The sequence below is a fragment of the Modestobacter sp. VKM Ac-2985 genome (genome assembly GCF_026967925.1).
Classification (GTDB): Bacteria; Actinomycetota; Actinomycetes; order Mycobacteriales; family Geodermatophilaceae; genus Modestobacter.
The window spans coordinates 1367644-1387793 of the sequence record NZ_JAPVBI010000001.1 but is presented as its reverse complement, the minus strand read 5'-3'; the positions used below and the strand labels follow the sequence as shown (position 1 = coordinate 1387793).

At 73.1% G+C, this 20150-nt stretch carries 22 protein-coding genes and 1 tRNA gene; 7 read left to right on the top strand and 16 right to left on the bottom strand.

Going from position 1 to position 20150, the window contains the following annotated elements; translation table 11 throughout:
* Positions 1 to 354: 354 nt before the first annotated feature.
* Positions 355 to 1572 carry a tyrosine-type recombinase/integrase gene (locus O2V61_RS06565; protein WP_269182497.1) on the top strand — a complete coding sequence of 406 codons (1218 nt, stop codon included), beginning with the start codon at positions 355 to 357 and terminating at the stop codon, positions 1570 to 1572.
* Positions 1573 to 1680: 108 nt separating this feature from the next.
* Here O2V61_RS06565 and O2V61_RS06560 read toward each other — a convergent pair.
* Positions 1681 to 1753: transfer RNA gene (locus O2V61_RS06560), tRNA-Asn, on the bottom strand.
* Positions 1754 to 1934: 181 nt separating this feature from the next.
* Here O2V61_RS06560 and O2V61_RS06555 point away from each other — a divergent pair.
* On the top strand, positions 1935 to 2984 hold the full coding sequence (locus O2V61_RS06555) for a GGDEF domain-containing protein (RefSeq protein WP_269182496.1): 1050 nt from the start codon (positions 1935 to 1937) through the stop codon (positions 2982 to 2984).
* Between the two features lie 67 nt (positions 2985 to 3051).
* A complete protein-coding gene (locus O2V61_RS06550; RefSeq protein WP_269182495.1) occupies positions 3052 to 3264 on the top strand; it encodes a hypothetical protein in 213 nt (70 codons plus the stop codon).
* A gap of 7 nt (positions 3265 to 3271) precedes the next feature.
* Here the strand turns inward: O2V61_RS06550 and O2V61_RS06545 are convergent, their stop codons facing one another.
* From O2V61_RS06545 to dusB, 6 genes are all read right to left on the bottom strand, one after another.
* On the bottom strand, positions 3272 to 3832 hold the full coding sequence (locus tag O2V61_RS06545) for a hypothetical protein (RefSeq protein ID WP_269182494.1): 561 nt from the start codon (positions 3830 to 3832) through the stop codon (positions 3272 to 3274).
* Positions 3829 to 5715, bottom strand: coding sequence for a DNA primase (gene dnaG, locus O2V61_RS06540; protein WP_269182493.1), 1887 nt, complete (start codon positions 5713 to 5715; stop codon positions 3829 to 3831). Before dnaG ends, O2V61_RS06545 begins: the two co-directional genes overlap by 4 nt.
* On the bottom strand, positions 5715 to 6194 hold the full coding sequence (locus O2V61_RS06535) for a hypothetical protein (protein WP_269182492.1): 480 nt from the start codon (positions 6192 to 6194) through the stop codon (positions 5715 to 5717). The genes dnaG and O2V61_RS06535 overlap by 1 nt, the downstream gene beginning before the upstream one ends.
* Before the next feature lie 8 nt (positions 6195 to 6202).
* Complete coding sequence (locus O2V61_RS06530; RefSeq protein WP_269182491.1) at positions 6203 to 6832, bottom strand: YdcF family protein; 630 nt, start codon at positions 6830 to 6832, stop codon at positions 6203 to 6205.
* Positions 6833 to 6902: 70 nt separating this feature from the next.
* Positions 6903 to 7361, bottom strand: coding sequence for an Rv0361 family membrane protein (locus O2V61_RS06525; protein ID WP_269182490.1), 459 nt, complete (start codon positions 7359 to 7361; stop codon positions 6903 to 6905).
* A 64-nt stretch (positions 7362 to 7425) separates the two neighbouring features.
* Positions 7426 to 8583, bottom strand: a complete 1158-nt coding sequence (gene dusB / locus O2V61_RS06520) for a tRNA dihydrouridine synthase DusB (RefSeq protein WP_269182489.1) — start codon at positions 8581 to 8583, stop codon at positions 7426 to 7428.
* A gap of 245 nt (positions 8584 to 8828) precedes the next feature.
* Here dusB and O2V61_RS06515 point away from each other — a divergent pair, with 245 nt between their 5' ends.
* The gene (locus O2V61_RS06515; RefSeq protein ID WP_269182488.1) at positions 8829 to 9929 is read left to right on the top strand and encodes a type IV toxin-antitoxin system AbiEi family antitoxin domain-containing protein; all 1101 of its coding nucleotides are present in this window, start codon (positions 8829 to 8831) and stop codon (positions 9927 to 9929) included.
* Between the two features lie 89 nt (positions 9930 to 10018).
* Here O2V61_RS06515 and O2V61_RS06510 read toward each other — a convergent pair whose 3' ends face one another.
* The 3 genes from O2V61_RS06510 to O2V61_RS06500 all read right to left on the bottom strand — a co-directional run bounded on the left by O2V61_RS06510 (position 10019) and on the right by O2V61_RS06500 (position 12237).
* A complete protein-coding gene (locus O2V61_RS06510) occupies positions 10019 to 11431 on the bottom strand; it encodes a glycine--tRNA ligase (protein ID WP_269182487.1) in 1413 nt (470 codons plus the stop codon).
* Between the two features lie 79 nt (positions 11432 to 11510).
* Complete coding sequence (locus O2V61_RS06505) at positions 11511 to 11774, bottom strand: hypothetical protein (RefSeq protein WP_269182486.1); 264 nt, start codon at positions 11772 to 11774, stop codon at positions 11511 to 11513.
* 16 nt (positions 11775 to 11790) lie between these two features.
* On the bottom strand, positions 11791 to 12237 hold the full coding sequence (locus O2V61_RS06500; protein ID WP_269182485.1) for a DUF1622 domain-containing protein: 447 nt from the start codon (positions 12235 to 12237) through the stop codon (positions 11791 to 11793).
* A gap of 135 nt (positions 12238 to 12372) precedes the next feature.
* On the opposite strand from O2V61_RS06500, the gene O2V61_RS06495 reads away from it, so the two are divergent.
* A complete protein-coding gene (locus O2V61_RS06495) occupies positions 12373 to 14346 on the top strand; it encodes a methyl-accepting chemotaxis protein (RefSeq protein WP_269182484.1) in 1974 nt (657 codons plus the stop codon).
* Between the two features lie 2 nt (positions 14347 to 14348).
* Here the strand turns inward: O2V61_RS06495 and O2V61_RS06490 are convergent, their stop codons facing one another.
* Positions 14349 to 14624: an antibiotic biosynthesis monooxygenase family protein gene (locus tag O2V61_RS06490; protein ID WP_269182483.1), complete on the bottom strand. Its 276-nt coding sequence runs from the start codon at positions 14622 to 14624 to the stop codon at positions 14349 to 14351.
* Positions 14625 to 14690: 66 nt separating this feature from the next.
* On the opposite strand from O2V61_RS06490, the gene O2V61_RS06485 reads away from it, so the two are divergent.
* Entirely contained in the window at positions 14691 to 15056 is a 366-nt protein-coding gene (locus O2V61_RS06485) for an ArsR/SmtB family transcription factor (protein ID WP_269182482.1), read from the top strand.
* Between the two features lie 58 nt (positions 15057 to 15114).
* Here O2V61_RS06485 and O2V61_RS06480 read toward each other — a convergent pair whose 3' ends face one another.
* The 3 genes from O2V61_RS06480 to era form a co-directional block, all read right to left on the bottom strand.
* Positions 15115 to 15879, bottom strand: coding sequence for an isoprenyl transferase (locus O2V61_RS06480; RefSeq protein ID WP_269182481.1), 765 nt, complete (start codon positions 15877 to 15879; stop codon positions 15115 to 15117).
* A complete protein-coding gene (gene recO, locus O2V61_RS06475) occupies positions 15876 to 16622 on the bottom strand; it encodes a DNA repair protein RecO (protein WP_269182480.1) in 747 nt (248 codons plus the stop codon). The genes O2V61_RS06480 and recO overlap by 4 nt, the downstream gene beginning before the upstream one ends.
* An 84-nt stretch (positions 16623 to 16706) precedes the next feature.
* Entirely contained in the window at positions 16707 to 17624 is a 918-nt protein-coding gene (gene era / locus O2V61_RS06470) for a GTPase Era (protein ID WP_269171443.1), read from the bottom strand.
* Positions 17625 to 17699: 75 nt separating this feature from the next.
* Here era and O2V61_RS06465 point away from each other — a divergent pair, with 75 nt between their 5' ends.
* Positions 17700 to 18296, top strand: a complete 597-nt coding sequence (locus O2V61_RS06465) for a hypothetical protein (protein WP_269182479.1) — start codon at positions 17700 to 17702, stop codon at positions 18294 to 18296.
* Between the two features lie 59 nt (positions 18297 to 18355).
* On the opposite strand, the gene O2V61_RS06460 is transcribed toward O2V61_RS06465, so the two are convergent.
* Both O2V61_RS06460 and O2V61_RS06455 read right to left on the bottom strand, forming a co-directional pair.
* On the bottom strand, positions 18356 to 19015 hold the full coding sequence (locus O2V61_RS06460) for a response regulator transcription factor (RefSeq protein WP_269182478.1): 660 nt from the start codon (positions 19013 to 19015) through the stop codon (positions 18356 to 18358).
* Complete coding sequence (locus O2V61_RS06455; RefSeq protein ID WP_269182477.1) at positions 19012 to 20139, bottom strand: sensor histidine kinase; 1128 nt, start codon at positions 20137 to 20139, stop codon at positions 19012 to 19014. Before O2V61_RS06455 ends, O2V61_RS06460 begins: the two co-directional genes overlap by 4 nt.
* Positions 20140 to 20150: the final 11 nt, after the last annotated feature.

Below are 20150 nucleotides of genomic sequence, written 5' to 3'. Positions count from 1 at the left end.
GGCAGGGCAGAGCCACACGGCAGGGCAGAGCCACACGGCAGGGCAGAGCCACACGGCAGGGCAGAGCCACACGGCAGCGGCTCAGTGCGTTCAGCCTGACCGCGACCACGGTCGGGCATGCACGGACACCCGGTGAAGCTCAGGCGGTCAGCCACGGCGACGACAGGCCACACACGGACCAGCGCGGCGACAGCGCGCCAGGTACGGCGAGCGATCAGTCGGCCCCCGGCCCACGCCCAGGACCGGGACCGGGACCAGAGCCAGCTAGGAGCCAATTAACAAGTAACGCAATACGTGCTAGCTTTACCCCGCCGCCACTAATGGCGGCCGACACGAAGGGCGGGAACGAGGACAGTGCCGCGACCGCAGCTGGACCTGGGCGCATGGGGTCAGATCACCCTGACCGGCTACGTGTACGACGAGAACGGCAAGGCGCAGGTGGTTGATGCCGGTGCCCGCCGAGCTGACTACTGGGTGGCCCGGGCCACGGTCCGGGACAACGACGGCAAGCACCGGACCGCGACCAAGCGGAGCACCAAGTCCAAGGCAGACGCGCGGACGCGGCTGGAGACTGCACTGCGGGAGCGGACCACCCCGGCACCGGAGCACGCTGCGGTGAAGCCGACCACCAAGGTGGCCGACGTGGCCCGTGCATGGCTGGTCGAACTAGAGGACAGCGACCGTTCGACCAACACCCGCCAGGTCTACCGACTGGTCTGCAACCGCCAGGTGATCGGCACCCCGGAGCACCCGTCGTCCCTGGCGAACCTGACGGTCAGGGAGGTGACCACGGGCGGAGTTGAGCGGTTCCTGCGCGGCGTGGCCAAGGCCAGCGGTCCAGGTGCCGCCAAGACCACCCGGACCGTCCTGCGTGGGGTGCTTGACCTGGCCACACACCACGACGCGATTCCCTTCAACCCGGTGCGACAGGCAGGGCCGACCCAGGTGCGCACAGAGCCGAAGGGGGTTCGGGACGCTGAGGGGTACTTCACCGTCGAACAGCGGGATGCGGTCATGGCCTACGCCGATGCCGACCCGGTGGCGAAGCGTCGCGACCTGGCCGACGTGATCGCCTTCCTGGCGGGCACGGGTGCGCGGATCGCTGAGGTCTGCGCACTGCGGTGGTCGTCTTTGGACCTGGCAGAGGGTATGGCCAAGCTCGGCCCGGTCGTCGTTCGGGAGCGTGGCGTGGGGCTGCACATCCAAGATGACGGCAAGACAGACAGCAGCACCCGCACCATCAAGCTGCCCCCGTGGCTGGTCGCCCGGCTCATGGCCCGACAGGTCAACGCCGCGCCCAACGACCACGACGTCGTGTTCCCCTCCGCGCGAGCCGGGGCGCTGCGCGACGCGGCCAACACCAGCAACCACGTCAGCGAGCTTCTAACGGCTGCGGGACATCCCTGGGCCACCGCGCACACGTTCCGCCACACCGTCTGCACTTTGCTCGGCCAGGCTGGGCTGCTCCCCCGGGAGGTCGCCAACTACGTCGGCCACAAGCACGCCAGCATGACGATGGACCGCTACATGAGCCGCCAGACAGTCAGTGAGCGGACCGCCGCACTGCTCTGACCGGCACCTAGCGACAACGAAAGACGTTAGTTCTCCGTTAGTTCGGCCGGGTCTACGGAAACAACGAAGGCCCTGACCGGCGTCTCCGCTGGTCAGGGCCTGATAGAGCTCCCCCGATAGGACTTGAACCTATAACCCTGCGATTAACAGTCGCATGCTCTGCCAATTGAGCTACGGGGGATCGGCGGGTGGTGCCCGCGCGCCCACAGAGATTACCTCACCCCCGACCCGGCGATGGGCCGGGGGTGGCATCCGGCGGGTCGCGTTCTCGGCCACCCACCCGGGTGAGGTCGCTCAACGCACGCGGAGCCGGTGCCGATGCTCTCTGCATGCGGGAGCTGGGTGAGCGAGCGGTGGCGTGCGTGAGCCGCCACATCGAGTGGCGCGCCGTCACGCTCCTCGCCATCTGCCTGACCGGCAGCATCCCGCTGTTCGTGGTGAGCGGCTTCCAACGCTCGGTCGGCGCGCACGCCGACGCCCGGCTCGCCGCCCTCGGCGCCTCCATCTGGGGGTGCATGGCCGGGTACGTCGCCGTCCGCCGGCGACTGGGGCCCCGGGACGGCGCCGTCATCATCGGTGCGGCCAGCACGGTCATGATCGTCGAGGGCCTCTGCCAGCAGGAGATCACCATCCGCTGGCTGTGCGCTGCGGCGCTGGTCGTCGTGCCGGTGGCCGCCGCGATGCTCCTCCGGAGCCGGGGCGTGGCCGCCACCACGGCGGTCGCGCTGGCCGGTGTGGTCGCGATCAGCCTGACCTTGCCCACTCCACCGCTGCTCCGGGTCTACTCCGCGCTGACGATGGCGGTCATGGTGCTGGCCCCGATCACCGTGGTCACCCTGCTGGTGCGGCGCATGCAGGCCGCCCGCGACCTGGCCCGGACCCTGGCGGTCACCGACCCGCTGACCGGGCTGTGCAACCGTCGCGGCATCGAGGTCCGGGCCGGGTCGATCGTGGCGGCCGCCGCTGCGGCGGGCGAGCAGGTGACCGTGATGGTGCTGGACCTCGACCACTTCAAGACGGTGAACGACACCCACGGGCATGCCGTCGGCGACCGGGTGCTGACCGAGGTGGCCGACGCGATGACCCGGATCGCCCGCGCCGACGACCTGCTCGTGCGCCTCGGCGGGGAGGAACTGGGCTGGGTCGCGCACTTCCCCGGCCCGGCGGAGGTCACCCGGGCCGCCGAACGGCTGCACGCCGCGGTGCGGGACCGGTCAGTGCCCGACCTGCCTCTGGTGACGGTCAGCATCGGGGTCGTGAGCGCAGACCCTGCGCCCGGCCAGGGAGCGGTCGAGACGGTCCTCTCCCTCCTCAGCACCGCCGACCGCGCGCTCTACGAGGCGAAGCGGGCCGGCCGCGACCGGATCGCCTACGCGCCGGGCCACCCGCGCGCACTGACCCCGACGTCCTGAGCTCGACGGGTCGGAACCGGGCAGGGCCGGTAGCGTGATCACTTCCGCCCAACCCAGGAGGTCCCCCGTGGCCAAGCTGTCCTTCATCGCCGGCTTCGGCGCCGGCTACGTCCTCGGCGCCAAGGCCGGTCGCGAGCGCTACGAGCAGATCCGCCGCTTCTACAACCACGCCAAGGACGACCCGCGCCTCCAGACTGCGGCCGGCATGGCCCAGGCCCGCGCCGACGCCGCCGTCGACTCGGTGAAGAACCGGCTCGGGAACGAGACCGGCAGCAACTGACCCCGGGTCAGCGGCTGGGGTCCTCGGCGTCCACCTCGGCGGCCAGGCGGTCGCGGGCGACCTGACGCGCCACCGGGTCGTCCCGGTCGGCGTCGTCGTCGAACACGACGGTCCACTCCCGCGCCGCCTGCCCGGGCACCCGGCGGGCCACCAGCAGCACCCCGCCCCCGGTGGGCAACGGGTGCCGCTTGCTGGTGACCACCGTCCGGTCGACCCGGGCCCGCAGCACGCCCGGCAGCCCCCCGGCCTCACGCAGCACGTGCCGCTGGGGCGCCTCCCGCGCCTGGACCCCGGGCTCCACCTCGACCAGCGGTGTGATCATGAAGGTGCCGCCCTCGCCGGCCGCGCCCCACCGCGCGGTGCCGATCTGGTGCCAGGCCAGCGGGGGCGTGGCCTCCCCCGACTCGGCCGGGACGACGCGCAGGCCGCGCGAGGTGGCCACGGTCCACCCGCCGTCGACCCGCTCACCCCACGCCAGCACCTGCTCGTCGGCGTCCCCGGCGAGGGCTGCGCGCACCGGCTCCGGCGGGCGGGCGAACTTCCTGCGCACCCGCGCGAGCAGGCTCACGGGGTCAGCCCGCCGGCGGCGCGCTTGCGCAGCGAGATCGCCAGCTGCTCGAGGTCCATCAGCTTCTTGAACGCCCGCATGTACTCGTCCTGAGCCTCGATCGGGTTGGTCCGCTGCAGCTTGCCCTTGAGCGCGGCGATCTCCCGGACGGTGGCCATCTCGTGCAGCCGGGCCATCAGCGCGTTCACGTAGGTCGGGTCGTTCTCCCCCACCGCGTGCAGCGGCTCTACGGCCAGCGCGGTCAGCATCGCCTTGGCGGTGTCCCGGTCGCAGTGCGCCGTCACCTCCTCCAGCCACGCCGCCCCGCTCGTCGTCGCCCCCGCCGCTCCCCCGGCCGCGGACACTGCGGCGGCGACCGCGGCGTAGTCCGGGTGCGTGTACGAGCTGGGCTCCACCGCGTCGAACTGCGGCCCGGCGATCTCCGGGCACTGCAGCGCCGCCTTCACCGCCTCCCGCTCGACCTCGATCGCGGCGTCGTCCGGCGTCCGCTGCGGCGTGCGCGGGCGCGACCTCGGGCGTTCGCCCCCGTTCTCCCCGGCCAGCTGACGCACCCGGGCGACGACCTCGGACTCGTCGGGCAGACCCAGCAGGCCGGCCAGCCGCCGGGCGTAGGCGGGCCGCAGGGCGTGGTCCTTGATCTGGGCGAGCAGCGGCGCCGTCTTGTCCAGCGCGGCGAGCCGGCCCTCGACGGTGTCCAGGTCGTAGTCGGCCAGGTGCGTCCGCAGCACGAACTCGATCAGCGGTGTGCGCCGGGCGATCAGGTCACGGACGGCGGCGTCCCCGTGGGCCTGGCGCAGCTCGCACGGGTCGCGGCCCTCCTGCTCGACCGCGACGAAGGTCTGGGCGACGAAGCGCTGGTCCTCCTTGAAGGACTTCATCGCCGCCGCCTGGCCGGCCGCGTCGCCGTCGAAGGTGTAGACGACCTCCCCGCGGAACTCGTCCTGGTCCATCAGCAGCCGGCGCAGCACGTTGATGTGCTCCGGCCCGAAGGCGGTGCCGCAGGAGGCCACGGCCGTGGTCACGCCGGCGACGTGGCAGGCCATCACGTCGGTGTAGCCCTCGACGACGACGGCCTGGTGGTTGCGGGCGATGTCGCGCTTGGCCCGCTCCACCCCGTAGAGCACCGAGCTCTTCTTGTAGAGCGGGGTCTCCGGGGTGTTCAGGTACTTGGGCCCCGGGTCGTCGTCCATCAGCTTGCGGGCGCCGAAGCCGATGACGTCGCCGGTCAGGTCGCGGATCGGCCAGAGCAGCCGGCGGTGGAACCGGTCGATCAGCGTGCCGCGGGAGGACTCCTTGGCCAGCCCGCCGATGACCAGCTCGTCCTGGGTGTACCCCAGGCCGCGCAGGTGCCGGGTGAGGGTGTCCCAGCCGCCGGGGGCGTAGCCGCAGGCGAAGTCCAGGGCCACCTGCCGGTCGAAGCCGCGGTCGGCGAGGAACGAGCGGGCCGGAGCGGCCTCCGGCGTCATCAGCTGGGCGGCGTAGAAGTCGGCGGCCGCGGTGTTGGCCGCCACCAGCCGGGCGCGCTGCCCGGCCTGCGCCCGGCTCGGCCCGGCGGTGGCCCGGCCGCCGTCGTCCTCGTACTGCAGCTGGACCCCGGCCCGGCCGGCGAGCAGCTCGACGGACTCGGCGAAGGACAGGTGGTCGATCTCCTGCACGAACCGGATGACGTCGCCACCGACCCCACAACCAAAACAGTGGTACAGCCCTCGCGAGGGCGTGACCTGGAAGGACGGCGACTTCTCGTCGTGGAACGGGCAGAGCCCCTTGAGGCTGCCGCCGCCGGCGCGCTTGAGCTGCAGGTGCTCGCCGATGATCTCGTCGATCTTGGTCCGCTCGCGGACCGTCGCGATGTCCGCGGCGCGGATGCGCCCCCGCCCGGCCATCAGCCCGCCGCCGCGACGATGCGCCGCCGGCCCAGCACAAACTCGAACCACAGCAGGAAGACGGCCGAGTCCAGCGGCAGGCCGGGCTCGGTGGTCAGCGTGGGCCGCGGCTTCCAGCCCCCGGTGGTGCCGCTCTCGGCGAGCCGGCGGCCACCGCTCTCGTAGCGATGGGTGCCCTTCCGCACTGACGTTCGCGCCACGTCGACGGCCAGGCCGTCGAGCTCCATCGACCAGCTGCCCTTCCACGCCGAGACCTGGCGGGCGTGCAGCCGTACGCTCTCCGCCGGTTCCTGGGCCCAGCGTCCGACCAGCTCACGGGTGCCCTGCCGCTGGAAGGCCCAGTGCCGGTCACCGACCTCGGCCGTGGCCTTCTCCTTCCAGTTGGCGGCGCGCAGCGTCGCCACCACGGCACCGTCGGAGAGCACCGGGACGGTGCCCCGCTCGGTGCCGTGCGACCCGCTCTTGCCCAGCTCCAGCATGGTGCTCCTCAGCCGATCCCGGGTGCTCCGGCGACGCTCTCGCCGGTCGCGCGGTAGAGCAGGTAGGCGGCGGTCTCCCGCATGATGTAGCGGAACTGGGTGGCCCGGGTCTGCACGGCCGGCCCTTGCCGGGTGGGTGAGCTCCACGCTTCCAGCCCGGCGTCCTCGGCCATCCGCTCAGCGCGCATCGCGTGCCACGGGTCGCTGACCAGGACGGCGCTGCTCCAGCCCCGCTCGTCGAACTCGGCGGCCACCGTGCGCACGCTCTCCAGCGTGTCGACGCCCTCCGGCACGGCGAGCAGTGCGTCCGCGGGCACGCCGGTCTGGGCCAGGTAGTCGCGGCCGGCCTCGGCCTCGGAGAACGTGTCGCCGGTCGCCTTGCCGCCCACCGTCACGATCACCGGGGCCACGCCCTCCTCGTAGAGCTCCCGGGCGTGCTCCAGTCGAGCCTCGAAGATGGAGGACGGGACGCCGTTGTACTGCGCCGAGCCCAGCACCACGATCGCGTCGGAGGTCGGGCGGGCGTCCTGCCGGGCGATCCACCAGATGGCCGAGGCCGTGGACGCGGCCAGCAGCAGGGCCGCGGTCACCGCTGCGCCGAGCACCCGGACGACCAGTCGCCCCGCCACCGCTGCCATCCGTCATGGGTACCACGGCCGGCTGGCACCGGCGGAGCCCCTGGGGACGGCGTGCCGCCTGCGTCCGGGATCACCCAGCAGCGCTCGTGCCGCAGACCTTCGTGCCGCCCTCGGGCACGACCGTCAGCTGGGTGGTCGTCACCGCGCCGTCGTCGTCCCAACGGACGTCGACCAGCTGCGCCGGCTCCCCGTCGACCTCGCTGTCGATCGCCCCGGTCACCGTGGGGGTGCCTGGCTGCAGGTACGCATCGGCCAGGTCGGCGGGGGCCACCCGCGCGCGCACGTCGTCGCAGACGAGGGCGTAGGCGGTCTCCAGGTCACCCTGGCTCAGTGCGGCGGTGAACACCCCCGCCACCTCGCGTGCCTGGTCCTCACCGGACCCCTTGAAGAAGGGCATCAGCGCGACCATGACCACCGCGAGCAGCACCGTCGCCCCGAAGATGCCGATCAGCAGCTTGTTGTGGTTCTGCGGGGTGCCGGTGTGCAGCGGCGCCGGGTCATCGTCGTAGAGGAAGGGACCCTGGGTCACCGCTGGACTCCTGTCGTGGTGCTCATGTCCTGGTGCTCATGTCGTGGTGCTCATGTCGTGGTGCTCATCCGCCGCTCACCAGCAGCTCGGCCCCCGCCGGCGGCCGGGGGTCGTCGCGGTCGGCCAGCCAGCCCTCGGGCAGGGCGACCGGCCGCGGCGGGGTGGTGCGCCCGCGGGGCGCCCCGAGCACGCCCTCGGGGTAGGGCTGGTCGGGGATCGAGTCGAGCAGGCCGGCGAGCTCGTCGAGGCCGGAGACCATCGCCAGTGCACGACGGACGTCGGAGGCGACCGAGAAGCCCTTGAGGTACCAGGCGACGTGCTTGCGGAAGTCGCTGCAGCCGTGTACCTCGCCCTGGTCGGCCGCCAGCAGGGTGGCGTGCCGGTGCATGATCTCGGCGACCTGCCGGAAGGTGGGCATGGTGCGGTCCGGCGAGCCGGCGAAGGCGGCGGCCAGGTCGCCGAACAGCCACGGCCGGCCCAGGCAGCCCCGCCCCACGACGACGCCGGCACAGCCGGTCTCGGCGACCATCCGCAGCGCGTCGTCGGCCTCCCAGAGGTCGCCGTTGCCGAGCACCGGGATGGACACCTCCTCGACCAGCCGGGCGATGTGCGACCAGTCGGCGGTGCCGCTGTAGAGCTGGTCGGCGGTGCGCCCGTGCAGGGTGATCGCCGCGGCGCCCTCGTCCTGCGCGATCCGGCCGGCGTCGAGGTAGGTGACGTGCTCGGCGTCGATGCCGACCCGGGTCTTCACCGTCACCGGGACGTCGCCGGCGGCCTGCACCGCGGCCCGGACGATGTTGCCGAACAGCCGGCGGCGCCAGGGCAGGGCCGAGCCGCCGCCCTTGCGGGTCACCTTGGGCACCGGGCAGCCGAAGTTGAGGTCGATGTGCGCGGGGCGGGTGCCGGCGACCTGCTCGTCGACGAGCATCTGCACCGCCCGCCCGACCGTGGCCGGGTCGACCCCGTAGAGCTGCACGCTGAACGCGTCGGCCTCCCCCGGGGCGGCCTGCACCATCTTCAGCGTCTTGGCGTTCCGCTCGACCAGCGCACGCGTGGTGATCATCTCGCACACGTAGAGCCCGGCCCCGAACTCCCGGCACAGCGTCCGGAAGGCCGGGTTGGTGATCCCGGCCATCGGCGCCAGCACGACCGCCGGGTCGACGGTCAGCCCACCGAGCTGCAACGACGGCAGCGCCGTCGTGCGCGCGAGGGTGCTGGTCACGCCACCCAGGGTAGGTGCCCTCGGGGTGTGCCCGGGCTCACAGCGGGCCCGCGGCGTCCGGCTCGGGTCAAGCCGCGCGGGGCGGGGTTGCACCGGCAGGGCATGCGGCTCTTCCCTCCCCGAGCCGGGTCGAGCCGCTACCGGACATCGGCTGCCCGTGCCGTCCACCGTCCCCGTCCCGGTCGGCTGTGCACAGGATCCATTGATCGGGTCCTCCATCCTGGCCCTGGCCGCACCCTCGGGGCGTGCTCCGCTCCCCCGCCGTCCCGCTCGTGCTCGACGAACCCGGCCGCCGCCGGCTGGGTGTCGTCACCACGGCGGACCTCACCGCTGCCGGGGTCACCAAGGCCGAGATCGCCAGCGCGGTGCGCCGCGGTACCTGGGTGCGGTTGCGGCCGGGCGTCCTGGTCGCTGCGGCAGACCTCGCCGAGGTCGAGCGGACCGGACGACGGCCGGGGCTGGACGCGCTGGCCGTGACCACGACGTTGGACCGGCCGTCCGCCGTCCTGAGCGGTGCGACCGCTGCCTGGATCTGGGGGCTCCCACGACCACGGTCCGTCACGAGTGCGGTAGAGCTGACCGATCCGCACCGGTGGCGACGTGGGAACGGATGGCTGATGACCAGGGCCTCCTTGCCGGACGACGAGGTGACGACCCGCGGCGCCTACCGGGTGACGACGGCGGCCCGCACGGTGATCGACACAGCCCGGTCGTGGTCGGAGGTCGCCGCAGTCGCCGCCATCGACGCCGCCCTGCTCCGCGGGCTGACCACCGCGACAGAGCTGGCCCACGTGTTGGCCCGGCAGTCGTTCGTGCCCGGCATCCCGCGCGCTGTCCGGGCGGTGGCGCTCGCCGACGGGCGCGCCGAGTCATGGCTCGAGACCCACGGCCGACTGGTCTTCGCCGCGCTGGGACTTCCACCGTTCGTCCCGCAGGTCGAGCTGTGGGTCGGTGGGCAGCTGGTGAAGGTCGTCGACGGTTGGTACCCCGGATCGGCGCTGGCGATCGAGTTCGACGGCCGGGTCAAGTACCGCCGGCCGGCTTTCGGGCGCACCCCTGAGGAGGAGCTGTGGCGGGAGAAGCGGGACGGGGACCTGCTGCGCTCGCTGGGCATCCGGTTCGTCCGGGTCGTGAACGCCGACCTCGCCGGCGGGCGCAGAGGCCTCGACGAACAGGTGCGCCGCTCGCTGGCGCAGCGAGGCCCCGATGTCCGGGAGTTCCGTGAGGTGCCACGGGCCGCGGGCCGGGTGCGCACCGACGACACGGGGGACGACGGCTGGCTGCCGCGGGCCGATGACCGGGTCGGGGCGCCCCGACCCGGGTCGACCCGGCTGGAGCAGGGGTGAGCCGCGTGCGCACGCGGCTCAACCCCTCCGGGGCCGGGTTGACCCGGAGGGGTCGAGCGACCCAGCCGGAGCCCGGCAGCAGCCCGGGGTCAGCAGCCGGGGAGGCGGGCTCCGAGGTAGCTGACGACCTGGGACAGGGCGACCCGCTCCTGGGTCATCGAGTCGCGCTCCCGGATGGTCACCGCGTCGTCCTCCAGGGTGTCGAAGTCGACCGTCAGGCAGAACGGCGTGCCGATCTCGTCCTGCCGGCGGTAGCGGCGGCCGATCGCACCGGCGTCGTCGAAGTCGACGTTCCAGTTCCGGCGCAGCGTCGCCGCCAGGTCACGGGCCTTGGGCGAGAGGTCGGCGTTGCGCGACAGCGGCAGGACGGCGGCCTTCACCGGCGCCAGCCGCGGGTCGAGCTTGAGCACCGTGCGGGTGTCGACGCCGCCCTTGGCGTTGGGGGCCTCGTCCTCGGTGTAGGCCTCGACCAGGAAGGCCATCAGCGAGCGGGTCAGCCCGGCCGCCGGCTCGATGACGTAGGGGGTCCAGCGCTCCCCGGAGGCCTGGTCGAAGTAGGACAGGTCGGTGCCGGAGTGCTCCGAGTGGGTCTTCAGGTCGAAGTCGGTGCGGTTGGCGATGCCCTCGAGCTCGCCCCACTCCGAGCCGGTGAAGCCGAACCGGTACTCGATGTCGACGGTGCGCGTCGAGTAGTGGCTCAGCTTCTCCTTCGGGTGCTCGAAGTGCCGCAGGTTGTCCGCCGAGATGCCCAGGTCGGTGTACCAGGCGGTGCGGGCGTCGATCCAGTACTGGTGCCACTCCTCGTCGGTGCCCGGCTCGACGAAGAACTCCATCTCCATCTGCTCGAACTCACGCGTCCGGAAGATGAAGTTGCCCGGGGTGATCTCGTTGCGGAAGGACTTGCCGATCTGCCCGATGCCGAAGGGCGGCTTCTTGCGCGCGGCGCCCATGACGTTGGCGAAGTTCACGAAGATGCCCTGGGCGGTCTCCGGGCGCAGGTAGTGCAGCCCCGACTCGTCCTCGACCGGGCCGAGGTGGGTCTTCAGCATCATGTTGAAGTCCCGCGGCTCGGTCCAGGAGCCCGTCACGCCGCAGTTCGGGCACGAGATGTCGGCCAGCCCGTTCTCCGGCAGCCGGCCCTTCTTCTCCTCGAACGCCTCCTCCAGGTGGTCGGCGCGGAACCGCTTGTGGCAGTTCTGGCACTCGGTCAGCGGGTCGGTGAAGACGCCGACGTGACCGGAGGCGACCCAGGTCTGGCGGGGCAGGATCACCGAGGAGTCCAGGCCGACGACGTCGTCCCGGCTCTGGACGACGGTGCGCCACCACTGCTTCTTGATGTTCTCCTTCAGCTCCACGCCGAGTGGCCCGTAGTCCCAGGCCGAGCGGGTGCCGCCGTAGATCTCACCGGAGGGGAAGACGAACCCCCGGCGCTTGCAGAGGTTGACCACCTTGTCCAGGCGAGCGGGGTCGGCGGTACGGGCGGGGGCGGTGTCGCTGGGCACGGGGGCTCCATCCGGCTGGGGTGTCGGCGAGTGACCCCCAGACGTTAGCCGCCGGTGCGCCGCCGCCCGGCCACGGGCGTCAGCTCCCGGCGGCGGTCGGCACCCGCCGGTCCGCCCCCAGTGCGTGCATCACCAGCTTCCGGACGGCGATCACCAGGGCGACGCCCAGCAGGCCGGGGAACGTGAGCTCGCCGGCGAGCCGGATCAGGCCGGCGGCGATCAGGAAGTCCAGCAGCACGCCGAACGCCAGCAGGACGTCGCGCAGCCGCACCAGCGTGATCAGGCCGGCGAGCAGGCCCAGCACGGCCACCAGCAGGGCGGCGTCCGCCAGCAACGGGCTCATGCCGGGTCTCCGCGGTTCACGTCCGGTCACCGCCGGCGCGGTCGCCCTCGCGTTGGCGGCGCCGCTCGTCGTCCTTCTCGACCTCTTCGCGTTCCTCGGCGATCTCCTTGCCCAGGAAGTAGTTCAGCGCGGTCCGGATGGCCGCGATCGCGGCGAGCTTGCCGATCTCCTCGAACGACGGCGCGATGGCGGTGCGCAGGACGTCGCTGGCCAGTTGGAACTCCAGGCCGAGCAGCAGGTAGCGCGCCAGCCCGAGCCGGACCCGGACGAACTCGTCTCGGTGCCGGCCGCGGACGGCCGCGCGGACGAACTGGACAGTGGCGATCACCGCGCCGATGAAGATCACGATCGCCCCGACGGCCTCGACCACCCGGATGAAGAGGTTCACGTACTCCTCGAGCAGCTCCTCGGAGAGGAAGCTGTGGGGGAACCCGGTCGTCTCTTCTGCCGCCAGCACGTCCACGGGTCGGTCCCTGCCCCGGTCGGCGCCCGGCTACTCCCCGGCGATGGTCACGGCACGGTCGCTGCCTGCCGATCTCGAGGGCGCACACACGCGCGCGGCACCCGCGGGCAGGAGCGCATCCCCGAGAGGTCACTCATGACCGACACCCGCCTGGCCACCGCCCTGCGCCTGCGCTCCCTCCGCGCGCTGCTGGTCCTGGTCGTGCTCGCCTGCTCCACGATCCCGCTCGCCGGGCTGGGCGTCTTCGCCTGGCAGCGGAGCGAGGGCGACTGGGTCCGCAACTCCGGGGAGCTGCTGCAGAGCGAGGCCCGGTCGACGATCGACAAGATCGACCGGAACCTGTTCGAGCGCTACGGCGACGTGCAGGCCTTCGCCTTCAACCCCGACGCCTCCGCCGACCCGGCCACGGTCGCCCGGGCCGCGGACTTCTACAGCACCAACTACGTCATCTACGACCTGCTGCTGGTGGTCGACCTGACCGGTCGGGTGGTGGCCGGCAACAGCGTCACCGGGGACGGCGAGGCGGTCGACCCGGCCGCCTGGGCCAGCGCCGACCTGTCCACCCGGCCGTGGTTCGCCCAGGCGCTGGCCCTGCCGGCCGGCCAGACCTACGTGCAGGACCCCGAGGTCGACCCGCTGGTCAGCGCAGCCACCGGCCGGGACGACGCCACCCTGGTGTACGCCGCACCGGTCTACGGGCCCGACGGCAGCGTGCAGCGGCTGTGGGTCAACTGGGCCTCGGTGCCGCGGGTGATCGGGCAGATCATGGACGAGCAGGTCGCCGGGCTGGCGGCCCGCGACCTGGACGTCACCGCCCAGCTGCTGCGCAGCGACGGCGTCGTCCTGGTCGGACCGGGCGCCGAGGAGGGACTGGACCTGACCGCGGCCGGTTCCCCGGCCGCCACCGCGCTGGTCGCCGGGGGCTCGGGCCACGGCACTGACGACCGCGCCGACGGCACCGGCGAGGACGCCGAGCAGGTGCGCGGCTGGTCGGCGTCGCAGGGTGCGCTCGGGTTCGCCGGCTACGGCTGGGGCGTGGTGCTCAGCGAGGACCTGGCGGACGCCGTCGCGCCGGCGTCCTCCCTGCTGCGCGCCGTGCTCCTGGTCGCCCTGGTCGTCGCCGCCGTCGTCGCCGTCCTCGCCCTGCTGGTGGCCCGCGCCCTCACCCGGCCGCTGGACCGCGCGGTGGACGTTCTCGAGCTGGTCGCCGCCGGCGACCTGCGACCCCGGCTGCCCGAGTCGGGCACCGACGAGGTGCGCACGCTGGCGGTCGCGCTCAACCGGTCGCTGGAGAACATGGGCAGCGCGCTCAGCGACCTGCGGGACCGCACCAGCGACCTGTCCGGGGCATCGGACCAGCTGCGCGGCCTGTCCGACGCCGTCGCCCGAGACGCCGCCCGCGGCACCGAGGTGGCCGGCACCGCCCGAGCCGCCACCGAGGCCGTCAGCGACAACGTGCGCACGGTGGCCGCCGGCGCCGAGGAGATGGGGGCTTCCATCCGGGAGATCGCGCACTCGACGTCGGAGGCCGCCCGGGTGGGCGCCTCGGCGATGGCCGCCGCCCGCGAGACGACGGCGATGGTGGCCCGGCTCGGGGAGTCGTCCCGGCAGATCGGCGACGTCGTCGGCACCATCACGTCGATCGCCGAGCAGACCAACCTGCTCGCGCTGAACGCCACCATCGAGGCCGCCCGGGCCGGGGAGGCCGGCAAGGGGTTCGCCGTCGTCGCCAACGAGGTCAAGGAGCTGGCGCAGGAGACCCAGCGGGCGACCGAGGACATCGTCCGGCGGGTGGAGGCCATCCAGACCGACACCGCCGGCGCCGCGGCGTCGATCGCCGGGATCGCCGCGGTGGTCGAGCAGGTCAACGACTTCCAGCAGACCATCGCCTCGGCGGTGGAGGAGCAGAGCGCGACGACCGCGGAGATGAGCCGCAACGTCGCCGAGGCGGCCAGCGGCACCGACGGCGTCCGGGCGAACGTCCGCTCGGTGACCGAGGCGGCCCGGTCCACCGCCGGCTCCACCGAGTCGACCCGGGAGACGGCGGCGGCGCTGGTCACGGTCACCGAGGAGCTGCGCGAGCTGGTCGCCCGCTTCCAGCTGCCCTGAGGTCAGTCGGTCAGGTAGACGCCGGGCTCGTCCAGGGCGTGCACCCAGACCGGCGCCCCGGCGATCTTCACCTCGGCCGCGGACAGGCCGCGGCGGTAGGCGCCGACGCCCTCCCAGCGAGTGCAGAGGGCGAACAGCTCCGGTTCGTCGGCGGCGCGGCCCAGCTCGCCGCCGAGGAAGCCGGGGCGGGTCCGCAGCGCCGCGAGCAGCTCGTCGGTGGCGGTGCGGAAGGCAGCGACGTCGTCGTCTGCGACGCGCAGGCGGGTCACGGCGAACACCGGGCACCTCCCCCTTCCATGCGGCAAGAGTTGACAACCGTTCTCAGGCGCTCGGACCATGGTGCCATGACCACGTCCGTGACCCCGTCCCCCCGGCCCGGGTCCCGGAACGTCCCCGCCGACGTCCAGGCCGCCAGCGAGCTGCTGGCCGCCCTCGCCTCCCCGCTGCGGATGTCGATCGTGACCCTGCTCGACGAGCACGGCTCCCGCTGCGTGCACCAGCTGGTCGACGCGCTGGGGGTGCCGCAGCCGCTGGTCTCCCAGCACCTACGGGTGCTGCGCGGCGCCGGGCTGGTGACCGGCGTCCGGCGGCACCGCGAGGTCGACTACCGCCTGGTGGACACGCACGTGGCGCACATCGTCCGGGACGCCCTCGCCCACGCCGGCCACGCCACCGAGCCCCTCGACACCGAGTCCTCCGACACCGCCTGAAGCGGCTCCTTCAGGCGCTGCCGAAACGACGCTCTCAGGCGCTGCCGAAACGACGCTCTCAGGCGCTGCCGAAACGACGTTGCCGGCTGGCGTACTCCTCGACCGCCTGCCACAGGTGCCGGCGGTCGAAGTCCGGCCACAGCGTGTCCAGGAAGACCAGCTCGGCGTAGGCGGCCTGCCACAGCAGGAAGTTGCTGGTGCGGTTCTCCCCGGAGCTGCGCACGAACAGGTCGACGTCGGGCATGTCCGGCTCGTCGAGGAACCGGGCGATCGTCTCCTCGGTGACCTTGTCCGGCTTGATCCGGCCGGCGGCCACCTCCCGGGCGATCGCCGCCGCGGCGTCGGCGATCTCGGCCCGGCCGCCGTAGTTGACGCACATGGTGAGGGTCAGGACGTCGTTGTCCTGGGTGAGCTCCTCGGCGACCTCGAGCTCCTTGATGACGCTGCGCCAGAGCTTCGGACGGCGCCCGGCCCAGCGCACCCGCACCCCGAGCTCGTGCATCTCGTCGCGGCGGCGGCGGATGACGTCGCGGTTGAACCCCATCAGGAAGCGGACCTCCTCGGGGCTGCGCCGCCAGTTCTCGGTGGAGAACGCGTAGGCGCTGATCGCCCCGATGCCCAGCTCGATGGCACCCTCGACGCAGTCGAAGAGCGAGGACTCCCCCGCCTCGTGCCCGGCGGTGCGCGGCAGCCCGCGCTGCTTCGCCCAGCGGCCGTTGCCGTCCATCACGATCGCCACGTGGTGCGGCACCTTGTCGGCCGGGATGTCCGGCGGGGTGGCGCCCGAGGGGTGCGGGTTCGGCGCCTTCACCTCCCGCCTCATGTGCGGTCCACCAGCGGCAGCGAGCGCAGGCCGCGCTCCAGGTGCCACTGCAGCAGGGCCGCGACCAGGCCGCTGCCCTCCCGCCGGTTGGTGCCCAGGCTGGCCTCGGCCCGCCCCCAGTCCCCGGACAACAGCGCCTCCAGCAGTTCGATGGTGACCGGGCTGGGCATCGCCGAGCCGGTGGGCCGGCAGGACGGGCAGACCGTGCCCCCGGCCGGGACGGAGAAGTGCCGGTGCGGGCCGACCTCGCCGCACCGGGCGCAGTCGCCCAGCGCCGGCTCCCAGCCGGCGACCGACATCGCCCGGAGCAGGAACGCGTCCAGCACGAGCGGGGCCGGCTTGACCCCCTCGGCCAACGTGCGCAGCGCCCCGATGACGAGCAGGAACATCCGCAGCGACGGCTCCTTCTCCTCCACCGTCAGCCGGTCCGCGGTCTCCAGCACCGCCGTGCCGGCGGTGTAGGCGCGGTAGTCGCCGACGATCTCGGTGCCGTAGGGGCGGATCGACTCCGCCTGGCTGACGATGTCGAGGTTGCGGCCGGTGTAGAGCTGCAGGTCGACGTGGCTGAACGGCTCCAGCCGGGCACCGAACTTGCTCTTGGTGCGCCGCACCCCCTTGGCGACGGCCCGCACCTTGCCGGTGCGCCGGGTCAGCACGGTGATGATCCGGTCGGCCTCACCCAGCTTCTGGGTGCGCAGCACGACGCCCTCGTCCCGGTAGAGGGACTGCGGTGTGGTGCTCACGGCCTAGCAGCCCTGTTCCCCGGCAGCAGATCGCTCCGCTCCTCGGTCGCCGGCGCTCCCTGCGGTGCTCACTCGCCCGCTGCCTCAGTAGCCAAGCCGGTGCAGCTTCTTCGGGTCGTCCTGCCACTCCCCCAGCACGGTGACGTGCAGGGCCAGGTGCACCCGGCCGCCGAGCAGCGTCTCCAGCCCGACCCGGGCCTCGCTGCCGATCGCCTTGATCGTCGCGCCGCCCTTGCCCAGCAGCATCGGCTTCTGGCTGGCCCGCTCGACGTGCAGCAGGGCGTGCACCTCGGTGAAGACGGCGTCGGGGTCGCGCGGGTCGGGCTTGCGGTTGATCTCCTCGATGGTGACGGCGAGGGAGTGCGGCACCTCCTGGCGGACCTTCTCCAGCGCGGCCTCGCGGACCAGCTCGGCGATCTGCCGCTCGACGTCCTCGTCGGTGGTCTGCTCGTCGGGGTACATCGGCGGCCCCTCGGGCAGCATCCCGATCAGCAGGTCCTCCAGCAGGCCGACCTGGTCACCGGCCACGGCGCTGACCGGCACGATCTCGCGGGCCTCGACCAGCTGGCTGGCGGCGACCAGCTGCTCGGTGATCGCCTTCTTGCCGGCCGCGTCGGTCTTGGTGACGACCACGACGATCGGGGTGGTCACCGCCTTGAGCTGCCGGGCGATGAACGCGTCGCCGGCGCCCACGGGCTGGTCGGCGGGGATGCAGAAGACGATGACGTCGACCTCGGACAGCGTGTCGCGGACGACGTCGTTGAGCCGCTGGCCGAGCAGGCTCTTGGGCTTGTGCAGCCCGGGCGTGTCGACGAGCACCAGCTGGCCCGCCGGGCGGTGCACGACCCCGCGGATGGCGTGCCGGGTGGTCTGCGGCCGGTTGCTGACGATGCCGACCTTCTCGCCGACCAGGGCGTTCGTCAGCGTGGTCTTGCCCGCGTTGGGCCGGCCGACCAGGCAGGCGAAGCCGCTGCGGTACGGCGGCTGATCGGAGGAGGTCACGCCGTCCAGTCTCCCACTGCGCACCGACAGCACTGCCGCGGCCGGGACGCGAGCCGCCCTGGGATCATGGTCGGCATGCCTCCCCGGTCCCGACGCGACAACCGCGAGCCCCTGGTCGTGCAGGCCGCCCGGGACCGGGAGCGTCACATCGACCAGGTCACCAGCTACGGCTACGTCGCCCGCCGCGGCCCGAAGCGGTACGTCACGGTGACCCCGCGACCGCTGCGGTACTGGCAGTACGACCCGGCCTCGCCGCGGGTGACCGCGCTGACCGTGCTCGCCGTCGCCGCCTGGCTGGGGTTCCTGGGCTGGCGGGACGGCGGCGCCGCGGTCGCCGACGAGGCCCCGATCGCCCTGGGGCTCGGGCTGCTGGTGCTGGTGGTGTCGACCGGCCGCTTCACCGTCTCCGACTTCGCGGTCTCCACCGACATCGCCGGGCTGCGGCAGACGTCGTCCTTCGGTGTCGTCCCGCTCGTGCTGATCAGCGAGGTCGTGCCGGGGGCACCGCCGGCCGGCTGGCCGAAGGCGAAGGGACGCGGCGGCTGGTGGCCGGGCCGGCACCGGATCAGCGTCCGACACCTGGACACCGACGGCGAGACCCCCAAGGCGTTCACCGTGTGGGTGCGCGACCCCGCCGCCGTCGCGGACGCCCTGGGCCATCGACTGCCCTGACGGCCCCGTCCAGGGCACCGCCCTGAGCTCGCGAAGGGTGGGGAGGACGGGGTCCTTTCTCAGTCGTCGCCGAGGCCGGGGGCGAGCAGCCGCGCCCGGGTCGCCCGCCGCACGGCGTCCAGCCGGGACGTCGACCCGAGCTTGGCGTTGATGTTGCTCAGGTGCCGCTTCACGGTGCCCTCGCTGATCCGCAGCTCGGCTGCGATCGCGGCGTTGGAGCGGGCCTTGCCGACGAGGGCGAGCACCTCGACCTCGCGTTCGGACAGCATCGGCCCACCTCCCGAGGAGAGACCGGCCAGCCCACCCCGGGACACCGAGAGGGTGATCAGGTCCTGCTCACGGTCGGTGGCAGCCCGGATCGCCGCGACCAGCTCGTGGTGCCCGATCGTCTTGATCAGGTAGGCGGAGGCGCCGCGCAGCAGCAGCTGGCGGGCCAGCGGGGTGTTCTCGTGCATGGTCAGGACGACGATGCGGGTGGACGGCGACGCGCTGCGGATCTCGACCAGGGAGGTCAGCACCGACTGACCCGGCATCTCGACGTCCAGCAGCACCACGTCGGGTCGGTGCTGTCGGGCCAGCCGCACCGCCTCCTCCCCGTTCGCGCCCTCCGCGACCACCTCGATCCCCGGGTGGACGGTGAGCAGCGCGCCCAGGCTCTCCCGGAACAGGCGGTGGTCGTCGACCAGGACGACCCGGAGACCGCGCTCGGCGCCGGTCACGTCGACGCCCCGGGCAACGGCACGGTGAGCACCAGCCGGACGCCGCCGGGCCCGGGGTCGAGGGCCACGCTGCCCCCGAGCCCCTCGGCGCGCTCGCGCACGGAGGAGAGCCCCACGCTGCGGGTGACGTCGACGGCCGCGGGGTCGAAGCCGGAGCCGTCGTCGGCCACGGTGGCCGTCAGCTGACCGTCGGCGACCCGGACGGCGACGTCGAGCCGGGTCGCCCGTCGGCCGTGCAGGAACGAGTTGCGGATCGCCTCGCGCACGATGAGGTAGCTCTCCTCCTTGACGTGGCCGGGCAGCGGCGCCACGTCCTCGCCGTCCTCGGCGAGCGTGACCTCCAGCCCGACCGGGGCGGTGAAGTCCAGGTACTCCTGCAGCGCCTGGCCCAGGGTGCGGTCCCCGACCACGTCGCGCAGCCGGGTGGCCATGCCCCGCACGTCGTTGAGCGTGTCCAGCAGCAGCTGCCGGGTGGTGCGCAGCCGCTCCACGTCCAGCGGCTGGCCGGTGGCGTGCAGGTGCAGGGCCAGGTCGATCCCCTGCATGGCCGCGCCGATGCCGTGGCTGGTGTGGTCGTGCAGGTCGCGGGCGACCCGGCGGCGTTCGTCCCGGTTGGCGTCGCTGATCCGGGACAGCAGCACGTCGACGTAGGAGATCGACGCGGGGATGACCAGCTCGTCGATCACCTGGTGCAGCACCAGCGCGACCTGCTCGGTGACGGACCGGGCGCCGGGCACCGCGTCGTCCCGGTGGTGCGCGACGAGCGCGGGTAGCGCGCGCTGGAACAGCAGGCTGGCCACGCGCAGCGACTCCGCCGGGTGCAGGCCGGTGCGAGCCCGGGCGGCGCCGACGTCGGGCTGCGCGGTCGGGGCGGCAGCCGGCGGCAACCCGCGGACCCGGGCGTGGGTGACCCGCAGCACTGCGAGGAGGCGACCGCGCAGCTGCTCGGCCCGGGCAGGATCCGCCGACAGCCGGGAGGCGACCACGGCGGCATCGGCCAGGACCGTGTCGGCGATCGCGGCGTCGAGCCGGGCATCGGCGTCAGTGACCCGGCCGGCGTCCTCCGGCGCGGTCGTCGCAGCACCCGCACGACGAGGAACAGGTTCGTTCGATACCGGGACCATGCAGGCACCGT